The sequence below is a fragment of the Amycolatopsis thailandensis genome (genome assembly GCF_002234405.1).
Taxonomy (GTDB): Bacteria; Actinomycetota; Actinomycetes; order Mycobacteriales; family Pseudonocardiaceae; genus Amycolatopsis; species Amycolatopsis thailandensis.
Map to the genome: position 1 here is coordinate 38,992 of NZ_NMQT01000034.1, position 13,774 is coordinate 52,765.

Annotated in this window: 14 protein-coding genes; 9 read left to right on the forward strand and 5 right to left on the reverse strand. The window is 67.3% G+C overall.

Annotation, left to right across the window (positions count from 1 at the left end; genetic code table 11):
* Positions 1 to 8: 8 nt before the first annotated feature.
* The 5 genes from CFP71_RS11065 to CFP71_RS11085 all read left to right on the forward strand — a co-directional run bounded on the left by CFP71_RS11065 (position 9) and on the right by CFP71_RS11085 (position 5,046).
* On the forward strand, positions 9 to 524 hold the full coding sequence (locus CFP71_RS11065; RefSeq protein ID WP_005155368.1) for a YflT domain-containing protein: 516 nt from the start codon (positions 9 to 11) through the stop codon (positions 522 to 524).
* A gap of 225 nt (positions 525 to 749) precedes the next feature.
* A complete protein-coding gene (locus tag CFP71_RS11070) occupies positions 750 to 2,072 on the forward strand; it encodes an ABC transporter substrate-binding protein (protein ID WP_093933752.1) in 1,323 nt (440 codons plus the stop codon).
* On the forward strand, positions 2,069 to 3,019 hold the full coding sequence (locus CFP71_RS11075; RefSeq protein WP_093933753.1) for a carbohydrate ABC transporter permease: 951 nt from the start codon (positions 2,069 to 2,071) through the stop codon (positions 3,017 to 3,019). The genes CFP71_RS11070 and CFP71_RS11075 overlap by 4 nt, the downstream gene beginning before the upstream one ends.
* Entirely contained in the window at positions 3,019 to 3,861 is an 843-nt protein-coding gene (locus CFP71_RS11080) for a carbohydrate ABC transporter permease (RefSeq protein ID WP_093933754.1), read from the forward strand. The genes CFP71_RS11075 and CFP71_RS11080 overlap by 1 nt, the downstream gene beginning before the upstream one ends.
* A 3-nt stretch (positions 3,862 to 3,864) precedes the next feature.
* Positions 3,865 to 5,046: an ABC transporter ATP-binding protein gene (locus CFP71_RS11085; RefSeq protein WP_093933755.1), complete on the forward strand. Its 1,182-nt coding sequence runs from the start codon at positions 3,865 to 3,867 to the stop codon at positions 5,044 to 5,046.
* A 22-nt stretch (positions 5,047 to 5,068) separates the two neighbouring features.
* Here the strand turns inward: CFP71_RS11085 and CFP71_RS11090 are convergent, their stop codons facing one another.
* On the reverse strand, positions 5,069 to 5,269 hold the full coding sequence (locus tag CFP71_RS11090; RefSeq protein WP_005155361.1) for a PspC domain-containing protein: 201 nt from the start codon (positions 5,267 to 5,269) through the stop codon (positions 5,069 to 5,071).
* A gap of 199 nt (positions 5,270 to 5,468) precedes the next feature.
* On the opposite strand from CFP71_RS11090, the gene CFP71_RS11095 reads away from it, so the two are divergent.
* On the forward strand, positions 5,469 to 6,395 hold the full coding sequence (locus tag CFP71_RS11095) for a hypothetical protein (RefSeq protein WP_093933756.1): 927 nt from the start codon (positions 5,469 to 5,471) through the stop codon (positions 6,393 to 6,395).
* Positions 6,396 to 6,577: 182 nt separating this feature from the next.
* Here CFP71_RS11095 and CFP71_RS11100 read toward each other — a convergent pair whose 3' ends face one another.
* Positions 6,578 to 7,255 carry a TetR/AcrR family transcriptional regulator gene (locus CFP71_RS11100; RefSeq protein ID WP_093933757.1) on the reverse strand — a complete coding sequence of 226 codons (678 nt, stop codon included), beginning with the start codon at positions 7,253 to 7,255 and terminating at the stop codon, positions 6,578 to 6,580.
* Between the two features lie 122 nt (positions 7,256 to 7,377).
* Between CFP71_RS11100 and CFP71_RS11105 the strand changes: the two genes are divergently transcribed.
* Positions 7,378 to 8,901, forward strand: coding sequence for an MFS transporter (locus CFP71_RS11105; protein ID WP_093933758.1), 1,524 nt, complete (start codon positions 7,378 to 7,380; stop codon positions 8,899 to 8,901).
* An 81-nt stretch (positions 8,902 to 8,982) separates the two neighbouring features.
* Here the strand turns inward: CFP71_RS11105 and CFP71_RS11110 are convergent, their stop codons facing one another.
* The 3 genes from CFP71_RS11110 to corA all read right to left on the reverse strand — a co-directional run bounded on the left by CFP71_RS11110 (position 8,983) and on the right by corA (position 11,732).
* Positions 8,983 to 9,822, reverse strand: a complete 840-nt coding sequence (locus CFP71_RS11110) for a ParB N-terminal domain-containing protein (protein ID WP_093933759.1) — start codon at positions 9,820 to 9,822, stop codon at positions 8,983 to 8,985.
* On the reverse strand, positions 9,819 to 10,466 hold the full coding sequence (locus CFP71_RS11115) for a metallophosphoesterase family protein (protein ID WP_093933760.1): 648 nt from the start codon (positions 10,464 to 10,466) through the stop codon (positions 9,819 to 9,821). Before CFP71_RS11115 ends, CFP71_RS11110 begins: the two co-directional genes overlap by 4 nt.
* A 177-nt stretch (positions 10,467 to 10,643) precedes the next feature.
* Positions 10,644 to 11,732, reverse strand: a complete 1,089-nt coding sequence (gene corA, locus CFP71_RS11120) for a magnesium/cobalt transporter CorA (protein WP_093933761.1) — start codon at positions 11,730 to 11,732, stop codon at positions 10,644 to 10,646.
* Between the two features lie 250 nt (positions 11,733 to 11,982).
* Here corA and CFP71_RS11125 point away from each other — a divergent pair, with 250 nt between their 5' ends.
* Positions 11,983 to 12,561 (forward strand): MaoC family dehydratase, encoded by a 579-nt coding sequence (locus tag CFP71_RS11125; protein WP_341866885.1) that lies wholly within the window; start codon positions 11,983 to 11,985, stop codon positions 12,559 to 12,561.
* A 26-nt stretch (positions 12,562 to 12,587) separates the two neighbouring features.
* Complete coding sequence (locus CFP71_RS11130; RefSeq protein ID WP_167406077.1) at positions 12,588 to 13,691, forward strand: DUF2332 domain-containing protein; 1,104 nt, start codon at positions 12,588 to 12,590, stop codon at positions 13,689 to 13,691.
* The last annotated feature ends 83 nt before the right edge of the window (positions 13,692 to 13,774 follow it).

Genomic DNA, 13,774 nt, shown 5'->3' on the forward strand with positions numbered 1-13,774 from the left:
GTGATTACGTGAGTGCTCCCTTTGGCGGAGGCGGCCGGGCCGCGGGCGGGCTGCCCAGGCTGCCGACCCCGCCTTCCGGCTGGCCGATCGGCTCCTACGCGACGTACGGCGAGGCGCAGCACGCCGTCGACTTTCTCGCGGAGAAGGAATTCGGGGTCGCCGACGTGACCATCGTCGGAGTCGACCTGATGCTCGTGGAACGCATCCTCGGCAGGCTGAGCTGGGGCCGCGTGCTGGGCACCGGAGCGGTGTCGGGCGCGTGGTTCGGCCTGATCATCGGGCTGCTGCTGGGGATGTTCAACAACCAGGGGTTCGCCTGGCAGCCCATGATCGGCGGGCTCGTGCTCGGCATCCTGGCGTGGACGGTCTTCGCGGCGATCAGCTACAGCATGTCGCGCCGCGACTTCTCCTCCGCGAGCCAACTGGTCGCCGGCCGGTACGACGTGCTCTGTCAGCCACGTTCGGCCGAACAGGGCCGTGAGCTCCTGGCCCAGCTGGCGTTGGGCGGCCGCCCCGCCGGATGACATTCGGCGGTACTGGTTCACCTGTTCGTCGTGCGGTCCGCTGAATCGTTACCGATACTGCTTGCGGGCGGTGATCGCCCGGAATAGGTTGCACAACACCAGTCGGGCGGTCATGTACTCCAGCGTGTCCGCCCGAGCACTAGCACGTCGGGGTGCTGGCGCGCGGGCTTCTTCAACGCGTCCTAGTGCCGCCGTTCCCCAGGCGTGCGCGGGTGAGGAGGCCTCATGGGGAAGAGGATGAGCGCGAGCCGAAGGGGTCGCTCACCAGGCCGCACCGGCTCGCTACTCGGCGCGACAGCGCTGACGGTCGGCCTGCTGGCGGGCTGCGGTGCGGATGCCGGCCTGAAGATCAACGTCTATTACGCGCCCGAAGACAATTTCCAGTCCGTTGTGGACGATTGCACCAAGGCCTCGGGCGGGCGGTACGAGGTCGTCTACAACAAGCTCCCGCGACCGGCCGACGGCCAGCGGGAACAGATGGTGCGCCGCCTGGCCGCCGGCGACGACTCGCTCGACGTCCTGGGGCTGGACGTCACGTGGGTGTCCGAGTTCGCCGAGGCGGGCTGGGTCGACGAATGGACGGGTGAGGCCAAAGCCGAGGCGACCGCGGGCGTCCTGCCCGGGCCGCTCGAAACCGCCACGTGGAACGGAAAGCTCTACGCGGCGACCAAGAACACCAACGTCCAGCTGCTCTGGTACGACGACAGGCTGACCCCGACGCCGCCGAAGACCTGGGACGAGATGATCCAGCAGGCCCAGGCGCTCAAGGCACAGGGCAAACCGGCGAACGTCGTGTTCACCGGCGCGCAGTACGAAGGCCTCGTCGTCATCTACAACACGCTCGTCGAGTCGGCGGGCGGCAAGATCCTCTCCGACGACGGCAAGTCCGTGGTGATGGACGAGGGCGCGATCAAGGCGCTGGAGATGCTCAAGAAGGTCACCACGGCCGGGATCACCGACCCGTCGCTGACCAACTCCAAGGAGGACGAGGTCCGCCAGGCCTTCCAGCGTGGCAACGCCGCCTTCGAACTGAACTGGCCGTTCGTCTACGCCTCCTACGCCAAGGAGAAGAAGGCCGAACTCCAGCACTTCAAGTGGACCACCTACCCGCGGCTGGACGCGGACAAGCCCGCCAAGACCACGATCGGTGGCTACAACCTGGCGGTCAGTTCGACGTCGAAGCACAAGGCCGAGGCCTATGAGGCCGCGCTGTGCCTGCGCAACGAGAAGAACCAGAAGTTCTCCGCGCTCAAGGACGGTGTCCCGCCGACGCTCGAATCGCTCTACACCGACACGGTCCCCCTCGACGCGACGGCCGGCGTGAGCGACGACAACCCGAGCATGGACACGAAATACCCGATGCGGGAAACGATTCTGGACGCGCTCAAGGACGCCGCGGTGCGCCCGCTGACGCCCGCGTACCAGAACGCGTCGACAGTGTTGTCGAAGGTGCTTTCCCCGCCCTCCGAAATCGATCCGCGGAAGACGGCGGAGAAGCTGAAGGAACAGCTCGCCGACGCGCTCCAGTCGAAGGGAGTGATCCCGTGACCGTGCAGGAAACCGCCGGTTCGGCGACCGAGAGCAAGCCGGGCAAGAAGGTGAAACCCGTTCTCAGTGAAGGAAAGAAGGCCGAGCGCAGACTCGGTCTGTGGCTGTGTGCCCCGGCCGCGTTCGTGATGATCGCCGTCACCGGGTACCCGATCATCTACTCGATCTGGCTTTCGCTGCAACGCTACGACCTCCGATTCCCGGCGCAGCAGGAGTTCGTCGGCCTCGAGAACTACGTTTCGGTGCTGTCCAACGGCTACTGGTGGACGGCGTTCGGGACGACGATGGGGTTGACCATCGTCTCGGTGGTGATCGAGTTCGTCCTGGGCATGGGCCTGGCGCTGATCATGCACCGGACGCTCGTCGGACGGGGCCTCGTGCGGACGGTCGCCCTGATCCCGTACGGCATCGTGACGGTGGTCGCGGCGTTCTCCTGGTACTACGCCTGGACGCCGGACACGGGCTACCTGGCCAACCTGTTCTTCCCGGACGCCGCGCCGCTGACCGAGTACTGGCCGTCGCTGGCGATCATCGTGCTCGCCGAGGTGTGGAAGACGACGCCGTTCATGGCGCTGCTGCTCATGGCGGGGCTGGCGCTGGTGCCGGACGACCTGCTGAAAGCCGCGGCGATGGACGGCGCGACGGCGTGGCAGCGGTTCACCAAGGTGATGCTGCCGGTGATGAAGCCGGCGATCCTGGTGGCGCTGCTGTTCCGCACCCTGGACGCGTTCCGCATCTTCGACAACATCTTCGTGCTCACCAATGGGGCACAGGACACGTCGTCGGTGTCGATGCAGACCTACAACAACCTGGTCAAGGGGCTGAACCTCGGGATCGGGTCGACGATGGCGGTGCTGATCTTCATCACGGTGGCGATCATCGCGTTCATCTTCATCAAGGTGTTCGGCACGGCCGCACCCGGCAGTGACAATGGGGGTAAGCGCTGATGGCCATCGGTGGAGCGGTCACTCCCGGCCGCAAGGTCAAATGGGGCCTCGTCGACGTCCTGGTCCTGGGGTTCGCGCTGTTCCCGGTGCTCTGGGTGGTCTCGCTTTCGTTCAAGACCAAGGAAACCCTGAACGACGGCAGCTTCATCCCGACGGAATGGACCTGGCAGAACTACGCGGACATCTTCGAGACCACAGAGTTCATCCGCGCGCTGGTGAACTCGATCGGGATCGCGATCATCGCGACGGTGATCGCGGTCGTCCTCGGCACGATGGCGGCGTACGCGATCGCGCGGCTGGACTTCCCCGGCAAGCAGGTGCTGGTCGGGATGTCGCTGCTGATCGCGATGTTCCCGCAGGTGTCGCTGGTGACACCGCTGTTCAACATCGAACGTGAGCTGGGGTTGTTCGACACCTGGCCGGGGCTGATCCTGCCCTACATCACGTTCGCGCTGCCGCTGTCGATCTACACGCTTTCCGCGTTCTTCCGGGAAATCCCGTGGGAGCTGGAAAAAGCGGCGAAGATGGACGGCGCGACCCCGGCGCAGGCGTTCCGGAAGGTGATCGCGCCCCTGGCGGCACCGGGGGTGTTCACCACCGCGATCCTGGTGTTCATCTTCTGCTGGAACGACTTCCTGTTCGCGATCTCGCTGACCTCGACCGAGGCCTCGCGCACGGTCCCGGCGGCGCTGTCGTTCTTCACCGGGTCGTCGCAGTTCGAAGACCCGACCGGGACGATCTCCGCGGCCGCCGTGGTGATCACCGTCCCGATCATCCTGTTCGTGTTGTTCTTCCAGCGTCGCATCGTGGCGGGGCTGACGTCCGGTGCGGTGAAGGGCTGACCCATGGCTGAAATCGTTCTCGAAAAAGTGTCCAAGAAGTACCCGGACGGCGCCCTCGCGGTGTCCGAAGTGGACATCACGATCGCCGACGGCGAGTTCATCATCCTGGTCGGCCCGTCCGGCTGCGGCAAGTCCACGACGCTGAACATGGTGGCGGGCCTGGAGGACATCTCCTCGGGTGAACTGCGCATCGACGGCCAGCGCGTCAACGAGAAGGCACCGAAGGACCGTGACATCGCGATGGTGTTCCAGTCCTACGCGCTGTACCCGCACATGAGCGTGCGGGAGAACATGGCGTTCCCGTTGCGGCTGGCCAAGGTCGACGACCGGATCGTCCGGTCCAAGGTCGAGGAGGCCGCGCAGATCCTCGATCTGACCGGGCATCTGGACCGCAAACCGGCGAACCTGTCCGGCGGGCAGCGGCAGCGCGTCGCGATGGGGCGCGCGATCGTCCGCAACCCCAAAGCGTTCCTGATGGACGAACCACTGTCCAACTTGGACGCGAAGCTCCGCGGCCAGATGCGGACCTCGGTGTCGAAGATCCAGAAGCAGCTGGGCACGACGACGCTCTACGTCACGCACGACCAGACCGAGGCGATGACCCTCGGCGACCGGGTCGTCGTGCTGCGGGCGGGCTACGTGCAGCAGATCGGGTCGCCGCAGTTCCTCTACGACAACCCGGCGAACCTGTTCGTGGCCGGGTTCATCGGCAGCCCGTCGATGAACTTCGTGCCCGCCACGCTGGAGAACGGCACCGCCCGCAGCGCGCTGGGCGACATCCCGCTCACCGACCGGGTGCGGCAGCTGGTCGAGGCCGCCGACGCGCCGCGTGAGGTCATCGTCGGCATCCGGCCGGAGCACTTCGAGGACGCCGCGCTGGTGGACGCGTCCGCTCGCGAAGGCGGCGCGACGTTCACCGCCCACGTGGACGTCCTCGAATCGATGGGTTCCGAGAAGTTCGCGCACTTCTCGGTCGAAGGTGAGGTCGCGTCGTCGTCCGACCTCGCGGATCTCGCCGCCGACAGCGGATCCTCGGACGTCCCGGGCTCGGAGTCACAGATCGTGGCCCGGCTCTCGGCGGCGTCTTCGGCCGCGGAAAACCAGAACATCGAGCTCTGGTTCGACGCGGACAAGATCAAGCTGTTCGACGGGGCCAGTGGCAAGAACCTGACCTACACCGAGTGAGGCGCGCTCGTCCTGCCCGGGATCAGTACTCGCTCTCGGGCAGGGCGAGCCACAGCACGAGGTACACGATGAACTGCGGGCCGGGCAGCAGGCAGGACAGCACGGCGAGCAGGCGGACCTTGCCCGGTGTGGTGCCGAAACGTTTGGCGATCCCGGCGCAGACGCCGCCGATCATGCGGCCTTGTCGCGGTCGGGTCAGGCGGGCGGCTACGGGGTGGCTCACGGTTCTTCCCTCTCGGTCGTCACGTTGTGTGAAACCCATTTTCGTCGCCCGACGGCGAGACCGCATCCCACCGCGGAACGAAACGCACCCCTAAGGGCGTGAAATCGCGGTAAAGCATTCACCTGGGAAAACGCGGCGGACCCTGTGTTCTTCGCCCGTAGGGGGTGGTGTTCCGGGATCTTTTGACGATACTGCTCCGGTGCCCCCGAAGAGACTGATCGCAGGACTCTGTGGCCTGTTCCTCGCCTCGGCCTGTGCCACGCCGGAACCGGCGACGCCACCGTCACCGACCACGGCGGGCGACGAGGCCCTGACGGCGTCCGAGGCGCTCGGCGAGTACCCGTCACTCGACTATTGCAGCCTTGTCGACCAGCGAAAAGTGATCGGCGGCGGAAACGCGGTCAAGCCGCCCTTGAGTTCTTTCGACTCCTGCCGGCTGGAATTCGTCGAGGGCGCCAATCGCTACACCGTGACCACCGGTCCGATCACTTCCGGGCAGGACCCGAACAACCGGCCCTACGAATACGCCGGGCCGCTGCCGGAGGGTGTCAGCGTCCAGCAGTCGACGTTCAACGAGGAAACCACCTGCACCCGGCTGCTGACCTTCGCCGACGGGATCCGGCTGGCCATCGCCGTCACCTCCGACGACAAGGCTCCGGCCGACCAGCTCGACCGCTGCCGGGTCGCCGACGCGGCGGTGGGCGGCGCGGCGGAGGTGATCACCGCGCGCAAGGTCGGGCGGCTGAATCTCGACCAGCGCTCCTGGGGCCGCGTCGCTCCGTGCGCGCCGCTCGATCAGCACGAACTCGACGCCGCCGCCGGCCCGGAGACCAAACCCGCCCCGGCGCTGTCCGGGCACAACTGCATCCGCGGCAAGGTCAGCTTCTCGCTGTCGGTGGTGGCGGACACCACGCCGGGCGCGACGGAGGCCCTGGGCGGGCGGCAGGTCCAGGTGACGACGTCGGGCGCGTTCTGCCAGGTGACCACGCACCGCCCGATCCCGGGCACCCCGGACCGGGTCGAACAGGCGACGCTCTCGGTGGTCGGCGTCGACGGCGCGCCGGAGGACGCCACGTGCACGGCGGCACGGGAAGTCGCGGTGGCCGTTTTCCCGAAGCTCCCCTGAGCCCTCCACCCCGCGTTTAGTCCTCTGGATGCGTTCCTTGCGCGTGCAAGTACCGCATTCAGAGGACTAAACGCGTGAACCTCGCTCCGCGACGTGTGAGTTCCGCCTCTGATCACGCGTGTTCCGGCTCCAAGCACGCGAGATCGGTGCCCCGCCGCATCCAGAGGACTAAACGCGGCGGGTCAGCGCAGTTTGGGCAGGCGGAAGGAACACATGACTTCCTCCAGCGCCTCGACGTCCAGCGGCGGATGCGGCAGCGGGGTGGCGCGGCCGGGTTCGGCGCGAAGGCCGTCGAGCAGCATCGCGAGGCACCGGCGCCACAGGTCCGGCTGGATACCGTGCGTGAACTCGATGACCGAACCGATCATCTGGTGCAGCAGCGGCATGTCCGTCGGCACGATGTCCGCGCGGAGGACCCCCGCCGACTGAGCCCGCTCGACGAGCTGTGTGATCAACGGCACCATGCGTGCTTTCGCCTCGGCGACGCGTTCCTGGCCGAAGACGTTCGACAGCATGACTTCCCGTAACCCGCGGTCACCGGCGTGGAGTTCGGCCGCGCGCCAGGTGAAATCGGCGAAGCCGTCCCACGGATCCTCGGCGCGAAGGGCCTCTTCGGCGAACTCGCGGATCGTCTCGAACTGGTCGACGAACATGGCCTCGACCAGGTGTTCCTTGCTCGGAAAACGGCGATAGACGGTGCCGACGCCGACGCCGGCGTGATGCGCGACGTCGTCGAGAGTCGCTTCGAGTCCGCGCTCGCCGAAGACATCGCGTGCCGCCGCGATGATGCGCTGCCGATTGAGTTCAGCGTCGCGCCGCAACGGCCGCGCCGGTGCGGCGGGAGCGAGGTCCCGAGCCATTCGTCCAGCTTAACAAATGAAGTAGAGGACAGTTCTCCACTTCTTGTGTACCTTGGGCGGCGAAAGAGGAGATACCTACTCCACATAGCCTCTTCGTCACTATCGGTGAGGAAACCGCCCGTATGTCTGAGTCATCCACCGCTGTCGCCACGCCGCCGGGGGACGCGGCCGCGCAGCACCCCAACCCGCATCACGCCAGGAGATGGCTGATCCTGGTGATGATCGGTCTCGCCCAGCTGATGGTGGTGCTCGACGCCACCGTCGTGAACATCGCGCTCCCGTCGGCGCAGCAGGACCTCGGTTTCTCGAACGACGCCCGTCAGTGGGTCGTCACCGCCTACGCACTCGCGTTCGGCAGCCTGCTCCTGCTGGGCGGGCGGCTCGCGGACCTCTTCGGCCGCAAACGCGCGTTCCTCGTCGGGCTCGCCGGCTTCGCCATCGTGTCCGCGATCGGCGGCGCCGCCGGCAGCATCGAAATGCTGCTCGTGGCCCGCGCCGCGCAGGGTGTCTTCGGTGCCCTTCTCGCCCCGGCGGCCCTTTCGCTGCTGACCACGACCTTCACCGACCCGAAGGAGCGCGGCAAGGCCTTCGGCGTCTTCGGCGCGATCGGTGGTGGCGGGGCGGCGATCGGCCTGCTGCTCGGCGGCGTGCTGACCGAGTACCTCGACTGGCGCTGGTCGATGTACGTCAACATCATCTTCGCGGTGATCGCGTTCGCCGGTTCGTTCGTGCTGCTGAAGAACTCCGAGACCGACGGCCCGCGCCCGAAGCTCGACATCCCGGGCACGATCACCGCGTCGGCCGGGTTGTTCGCGCTGGTCTACGGCTTCGCGAACGCCGAGCGCGACTCGTGGTCCTCGATCTCGGTGTGGGGCTTCCTCGCCGCCGGTGTCGCGCTGCTCGCCGCGTTCGTGGTGATCCAGCAGCGGGCCGAGCACCCGCTCCTGCCGCTGCGCGTGCTGCTCGACCGCGACCGCGGCGGCTCGTACCTCGCGATGTTCCTGCTCGCCATCGGGATGTTTTCGATCTTCCTGTTCCTCACCTTCTACATCCAGCTGAACCTCGGGTTCACGCCGGTGCAGAGCGGGGTCGCGTTCCTGCCGATGGTGGCCACCCTGATGGCCAGCGCGACGTCGGCGACGGCGATCCTGCTGCCGAAGTTCGGCGCGAAACCGTTGGTGTCACTGGGAATGCTGATCGCCGGAGCCGGGCTGTTCTGGCTCTCGGCCATCGACACCAGCAGCACGTACGCGAGCGGGGTGCTGTTCCCGCTGATGGTCATGGGCGTCGGTATCGGCCTCGCCATGGCGCCCGCGATGAGCGTCGCGACCTTCGGCGTCGACACGCACGACGCCGGTGTCGCGTCGGCGGCGGTCAACACCGCGCAGCAGGTCGGCGGTTCGATCGGGACCGCGCTGCTGAGCACGCTGGCCGGTAACGCGGCGACGTCGTTCCTCGTCGGGAAGGTGCCGACGCCGCAGCTCGCGGCCGAAGCGGCGGTGCACAGTTACACCACCGCTTTCGTGTGGGGCGGGTGGATCTTCGTCATCGGTGCGGTGATCTGCGGGCTGCTGCTGCGGTCCGGTGCCCCGGCTCGCGCTCCTGAAGGCGCTTCGGAGGGTGCTCCGGTCGCCGTGCACATGTAGGTCGCGAAGTGTCATGAGGGGTCCCCATGGGACGAAAGTTGTCCTATGGGGACCCCTCATGACACGCGCGCGGAGGGAGCGTCAGCGGGACTGTGACCGCACGGCTTCGAAGACCTCGTCGTCCCACCGGTGCGTCCGGATCAGCCGGTACCGTTCGCAGGCGACCCATAGGTAAGCCTCGGCGTCGGTCCGCGATCCGATCAGGTCCGCCTGCCGCAGCATCGCCACCACCGGCCCGAACTCCTCGTCGAACCACCGCTGCGCCAGCGTCGCGCGGTCCGAGAAGGTCCCTTCGTCCTGCATCAGCCGGAAACCCCAGGCCTCCACGTGCTCACCGAGCCGCGCGTAGTCCCACGGATCCGTGAACACCACGGAAGCCCGCGACTGCCCGGAAAGCGGGACGCGCTCCAGGAACAGCCGCCGGTAGTCCTTCACGATCAGGTCGCCGCGATACCGGATCCCGCTCGGGTCCAGTTTGGTCCGGACCTCGGTGACCATCGCCTCTATTGTGGACAGTCGCATCGCGTGCGCCACCGAAACGCGGTGGTGCCCGTCGATGATGAAGTGCAGTTCGCCGACGCGGTACACCTCGATCGGCGGGATCGACTCGCCGCGCCTGGTCGCCAGCGCGAGCCGTTCCCAGCGCTCGCGGACCCGGCCCGACGTCGGGCGGAAGCGGCGGTCGAAGTCCCGGCCGCGGTCGACACTGCCGACGATCGAATCGAGCCGGATCACCCGCGCCCCGATCTTCCGCTCGCCGAGATAGCCGAGCGCGTCGACCACCTCGTGGAACGGCAGCATGATGTTGACGTCGTCGGGTTCACCGCGCAGCCAGTTCGCCAGCCGCGACAACACCTGACGCCGTCGTGCGCGGAGGAAGTCGTGTTCCGCGTCAGCCCTGGGAAAACCGGTGTCCTTCACAGTAACTCCATGATCCGGTGCCCGACGACGTTGCGTACCGTCGTCCCGCCGACCACCCGGTCCGGCACGGGTTCACCGTGCGGGTGGATGTGCCCGTGCAGCAACCATTTCGGGCGCAACAACTCGATCGTGCGATGGAGGCAGTCGAACCCGCGGTGCGGCGGATCCTCGCGGTCGCCGCAGTGCCGCGGTGGCGCGTGAGTGAGCAGTACGTCAACATCCCGCCCGTCCCGCCATCGGCGGAACCGGGCCCGGCGCACCAGCCGACGCGCACGCCGGGCCTGCTGGCGCTGCGTCCACTGGTTCGGGCCGTCGTTGTAGCGGACGGAACCGCCGAGCCCGGCGAAGCGGAGCCCGCCGATGTCGACGATCCGGCCGTCCGCGTTCACCCCGCCCGCCGGGCCCGGCCACTCCGCGGGGAAACCGTCCTTCATGGACAGTCCCCCGTAGCGGGTGTAGCCGGACAGGTCGGGATCGTGGTTGCCCGGGACGAACACGCAGGGAACGTCCAGCGCGCTCGCCAGGAATTCGAGGTACGCGTACGGCAGGTCGCCGGCACCGATCACGAGGTCGGCGGGGTGGTTGTGGACGGCGGACGTCCACAACCGCTCTTCGACCTCGTCCGCGACGACCAGCGCTTTCACACGCTCCAGCGTAATGCCGGAAGCGCTACTTGGGGCCGTGCGCGAACGCGGGGTCCTTGGCGATGATGGCGATCACGATGCCCAGCCAGACGAGGCAGAAGGCGAGGGCCCAGAACTTGAGGTTGGTCAGCATCCTTGGCATGAGGAACTCCAGAACTACCGGAAAGGGAAGAAAGGTCAGAGCCAGCGGTTCTTCCGGAATATTCGGTAGAGCAGGATGCACACGCCGAAGATGATCGTCATCGCCAGCGGGTAGCCGAAGCGCCAATGCAGCTCCGGCATGTAGTCGAAGTTCATCCCGTAGATGCCGGCCAGCGCCGTCGGGACCGCGATGATCGCCGCCCACGCGGTGATCTTGCGCATGTCGGTGTTCTGCTGGAGCGTGATCTTCGCCAGTGTCGCGTCCACCAGGGTGGTCAGCAGCTCGTCGAAGTTCGCGACCCGCTCCGAAACGGTCGTCAAGTGGTCGGAGACGTCACGGAAGTAGGACCGGACCTCGTCCGGGATCAGCCGCGTGTAGCCCTCGGCCAGCCGCTGCAACGGCGTCCCCAGCGGCATCACCGAACGCCGCAGCTCCAGCACTTCGCGCTTCATGAAGTAGATCTGCTCGGCGCTGACCTTGGACCGCGGCGCGAAGACCTGGGTCTCCATCTCGTCGATGTCCGACTCGATCCGCGTGGTCACGTCCAGGTAGTGGTCGACGACGTGGTCCGCGATCGCGTGCAGCACCGCGGACGGCCCGAGTTCGAGCCGCTCCGGGTCCTGGTCGAGTTCGCGGCGCAGCCTGGCGAGCCCCGAGTGGTTCCCGTGCCGCACGGTGATCACGAAATCGCGGCCGAGGAAAGCCATCAGCTCGCCGGTCTCGACGATCTCGTTCGCCGTCGTCGGCGACTCGTGCTCGACGTAGCGGACCGTCTTCAGCACCATGAACAGCGTGTCGTCGTAACGCTCCAGCTTGGGCCGCTGGTGCGCTTCGAGCGCGTCCTCGACGGCGAGCTCGTGCAGGCCGAAGGTCTCCGCGACACCTTGGATCTGCACCGCGTCCGGCTCGTGCAGGCCGATCCAGACGAACCCCGCGTGCCGCTTGCGCACCTCTTTGATCGCCTCGGCGTGCGTCCAGCGGCCGGGCAGGCGCTTGCCCTCCACGTACACCGCGCAGTCGACGACGTACGCCGAAAGGGGGACGGGCAGCGGGCGTTCGGGAACGCTCTTGGCGCGGCCGTTGCTCCGGCCGCGAAGGCCGCCGAGCGAGGGAATGGCAGGCATGGGGATCTCCTGGGCAGACGTCGTGCGTTGTGCGCGAAGACGACGGGCCAAACGGCCGGGGGACCGCTCGGCTAGGCCAGCGTTCCCGGTTTCGTCAGCCCTGCCAGGTGGGGATCCGGCGAGATGTGAAGGCGGAAACGCTGCGACTACTAGGAAGCGGACTATCGCCACTGGACATCGGGTTCCTCACCTCCTTCGGCTCGGCGGACGGTTACGCAGTGGTGTGGGTCGCGTTGACGACCCGACACCAATGGTCGAGGGTACTCCTCAACACGAATGCCTGTCGTCCCAGGCTCACGCCGCGTTACTCGTGCAGGAGGAATGGGTGCAGTTCGGTCGCTATTACGAAGAGTTCGAGGTCGGTGCCGTCTACAAGCACTGGCCGGGCAAAACGGTCACCGAGTACGACGACCACCTGTTCTGCCTCATCACCATGAACCACCATCCGCTGCATCTCGACGCGCACTACGCCGAGGAGACCACCGACTTCGGCAAGAACGTCGTGGTCGGCAACTACATCTACTCGCTGCTGCTGGGCATGTCGGTGCCCGACGTGTCCGGCAAGGCGATCGCGAACCTCGAGGTCGAATCGCTGAAGCACGTGAAGCCGACCTTCCACGGTGACACCATCTACGGCGAGACCGAGGTGCTGGACAAGACGCCGTCGAAGTCGAAGGACGACCGCGGCGTCGTCTACGTCGAGACCCGAGGCTATAAGCAGGACGGCACGATCGTGTGTGTGTTCCGTCGCAAGGTGATGGTGCCGAAGCGGTCTTACGGTGACGCCAGGGGCGGCGAGCAGCCAGGTCGTCCCGTGCCGCACGAATAACGACTGTCAGGAGAGGGAGCGCGTCGATGCCCATCGGGCTGGATGAGATCAAACGCCGCCTGTGGAAGTTCGCGACGGTCGAGGCGGCCGGTGTTTCGCCGTTGTACGAGCACTTGGCGGCGAAGGCGGCCGAGGACGACGACATCGCCGGGCTGCTGACGGACGCCCGCGGCGGTGAAGCGCGCGGAACGCTGCTGATGGCGACGGCGCACCGGCTCATCCAGGCCGACCCGATCCACCCGCTCTCGCGGTACTACCCGTCCGTCGGCGGTTTCGACGGGGTGGACTCGGAGACGTGGCCGCTCTTCCGTTCGTTCCTGCTGGAACGGGCGGACAAGGCCAGGGCGATCATCGCCTCGCGGTACACACAGACCAACGAGGTCCGCCGCGCCGCGCTGCTCTATCCCGCGGTGACGGCGGCGGCGAAGGAGGCGGGCGGCAAGATCGCGCTGCTCGAGGTCGGCTGTAGCGCCGGGCTGCTCCTCGGCCTGGACAAATACGCCTACCGCTACCAGTGCGACGGCGGCGAGCAGCTCACCGCCGGGCCGGCGAAGACCGCCGTCGGCCTGCACTGTGCCTTGGACCTCGCGATCGGCGCAGTCACGCCGAAGGTGCCGAAGAAGCTGACGATCACCGCCCGCGCCGGTCTCGACCGCGCTCCGGTCGACCTCGCCGACGAGGACGAGCTGGCCTGGCTCGAAGCCTGTGTCTGGGCCGACCAGCCCGACCGGATCCGGCTCCTGCGCACGGCCGCGGCCGCGCAGGGCAAACAGCGGCCGGAACTGATCACCGGCGACGCCGTCGACGATCTCGCTTCGGCGGCCGCCACCCTGCCCGCCGACGCTCCGCTCGTCGTGCTGACCAGCCATGTGCTGGCGTATCTGGGGGAGCGGCGGGTGGACTTCCTCGACGCGCTGCGGGAACTCGCCGCGTCCCGGCCGCTGTGGTGGGTCAGCGAGGAGTTCTACGCAGCCGCGCTGGAACCGCTGGTGCCCGGCAGGACCGATCTGGCCGAACCCGCGGACCAGGCCGTGCTCGGGCTGGTCCGCTGGGACGGTGGCGTCCCGGACGTGCGCGCGCTGGCCAGGACGGCTCCGCACGGACAGCGGATGACCTGGCTCGCGGTTTAGCTTTTCGCGCGACCGGCGGACATGTCGGGAAAGCATCGGGGAGGATAATTTTCACCTCACCCGGTGCTTTATCCCCGCGGCAT

Bases quoted from the DNA above. Each gene is read 5' to 3' on its own strand.
- CFP71_RS11070 (WP_093933752.1), top strand. From the start codon at position 750: ATGGGGAAGAGGATGAGCGCGAGCCGAAGGGGTCGCTCACCAGGCCGC.
- CFP71_RS11080 (WP_093933754.1), top strand. From the start codon at position 3,019: ATGGCCATCGGTGGAGCGGTCACTCCCGGCCGCAAGGTCAAATGGGGC.
- CFP71_RS11085 (WP_093933755.1), top strand. From the start codon at position 3,865: ATGGCTGAAATCGTTCTCGAAAAAGTGTCCAAGAAGTACCCGGACGGC.
- CFP71_RS11100 (WP_093933757.1), bottom strand. From the start codon at position 7,255: ATGGCTCGGGACCTCGCTCCCGCCGCACCGGCGCGGCCGTTGCGGCGC.
- CFP71_RS11105 (WP_093933758.1), top strand. From the start codon at position 7,378: ATGTCTGAGTCATCCACCGCTGTCGCCACGCCGCCGGGGGACGCGGCC.
- corA (WP_093933761.1), bottom strand. From the start codon at position 11,732: ATGCCTGCCATTCCCTCGCTCGGCGGCCTTCGCGGCCGGAGCAACGGC.
- CFP71_RS11125 (WP_341866885.1), top strand. From the start codon at position 11,983: ATGGTCGAGGGTACTCCTCAACACGAATGCCTGTCGTCCCAGGCTCAC.
- CFP71_RS11130 (WP_167406077.1), top strand. From the start codon at position 12,588: ATGCCCATCGGGCTGGATGAGATCAAACGCCGCCTGTGGAAGTTCGCG.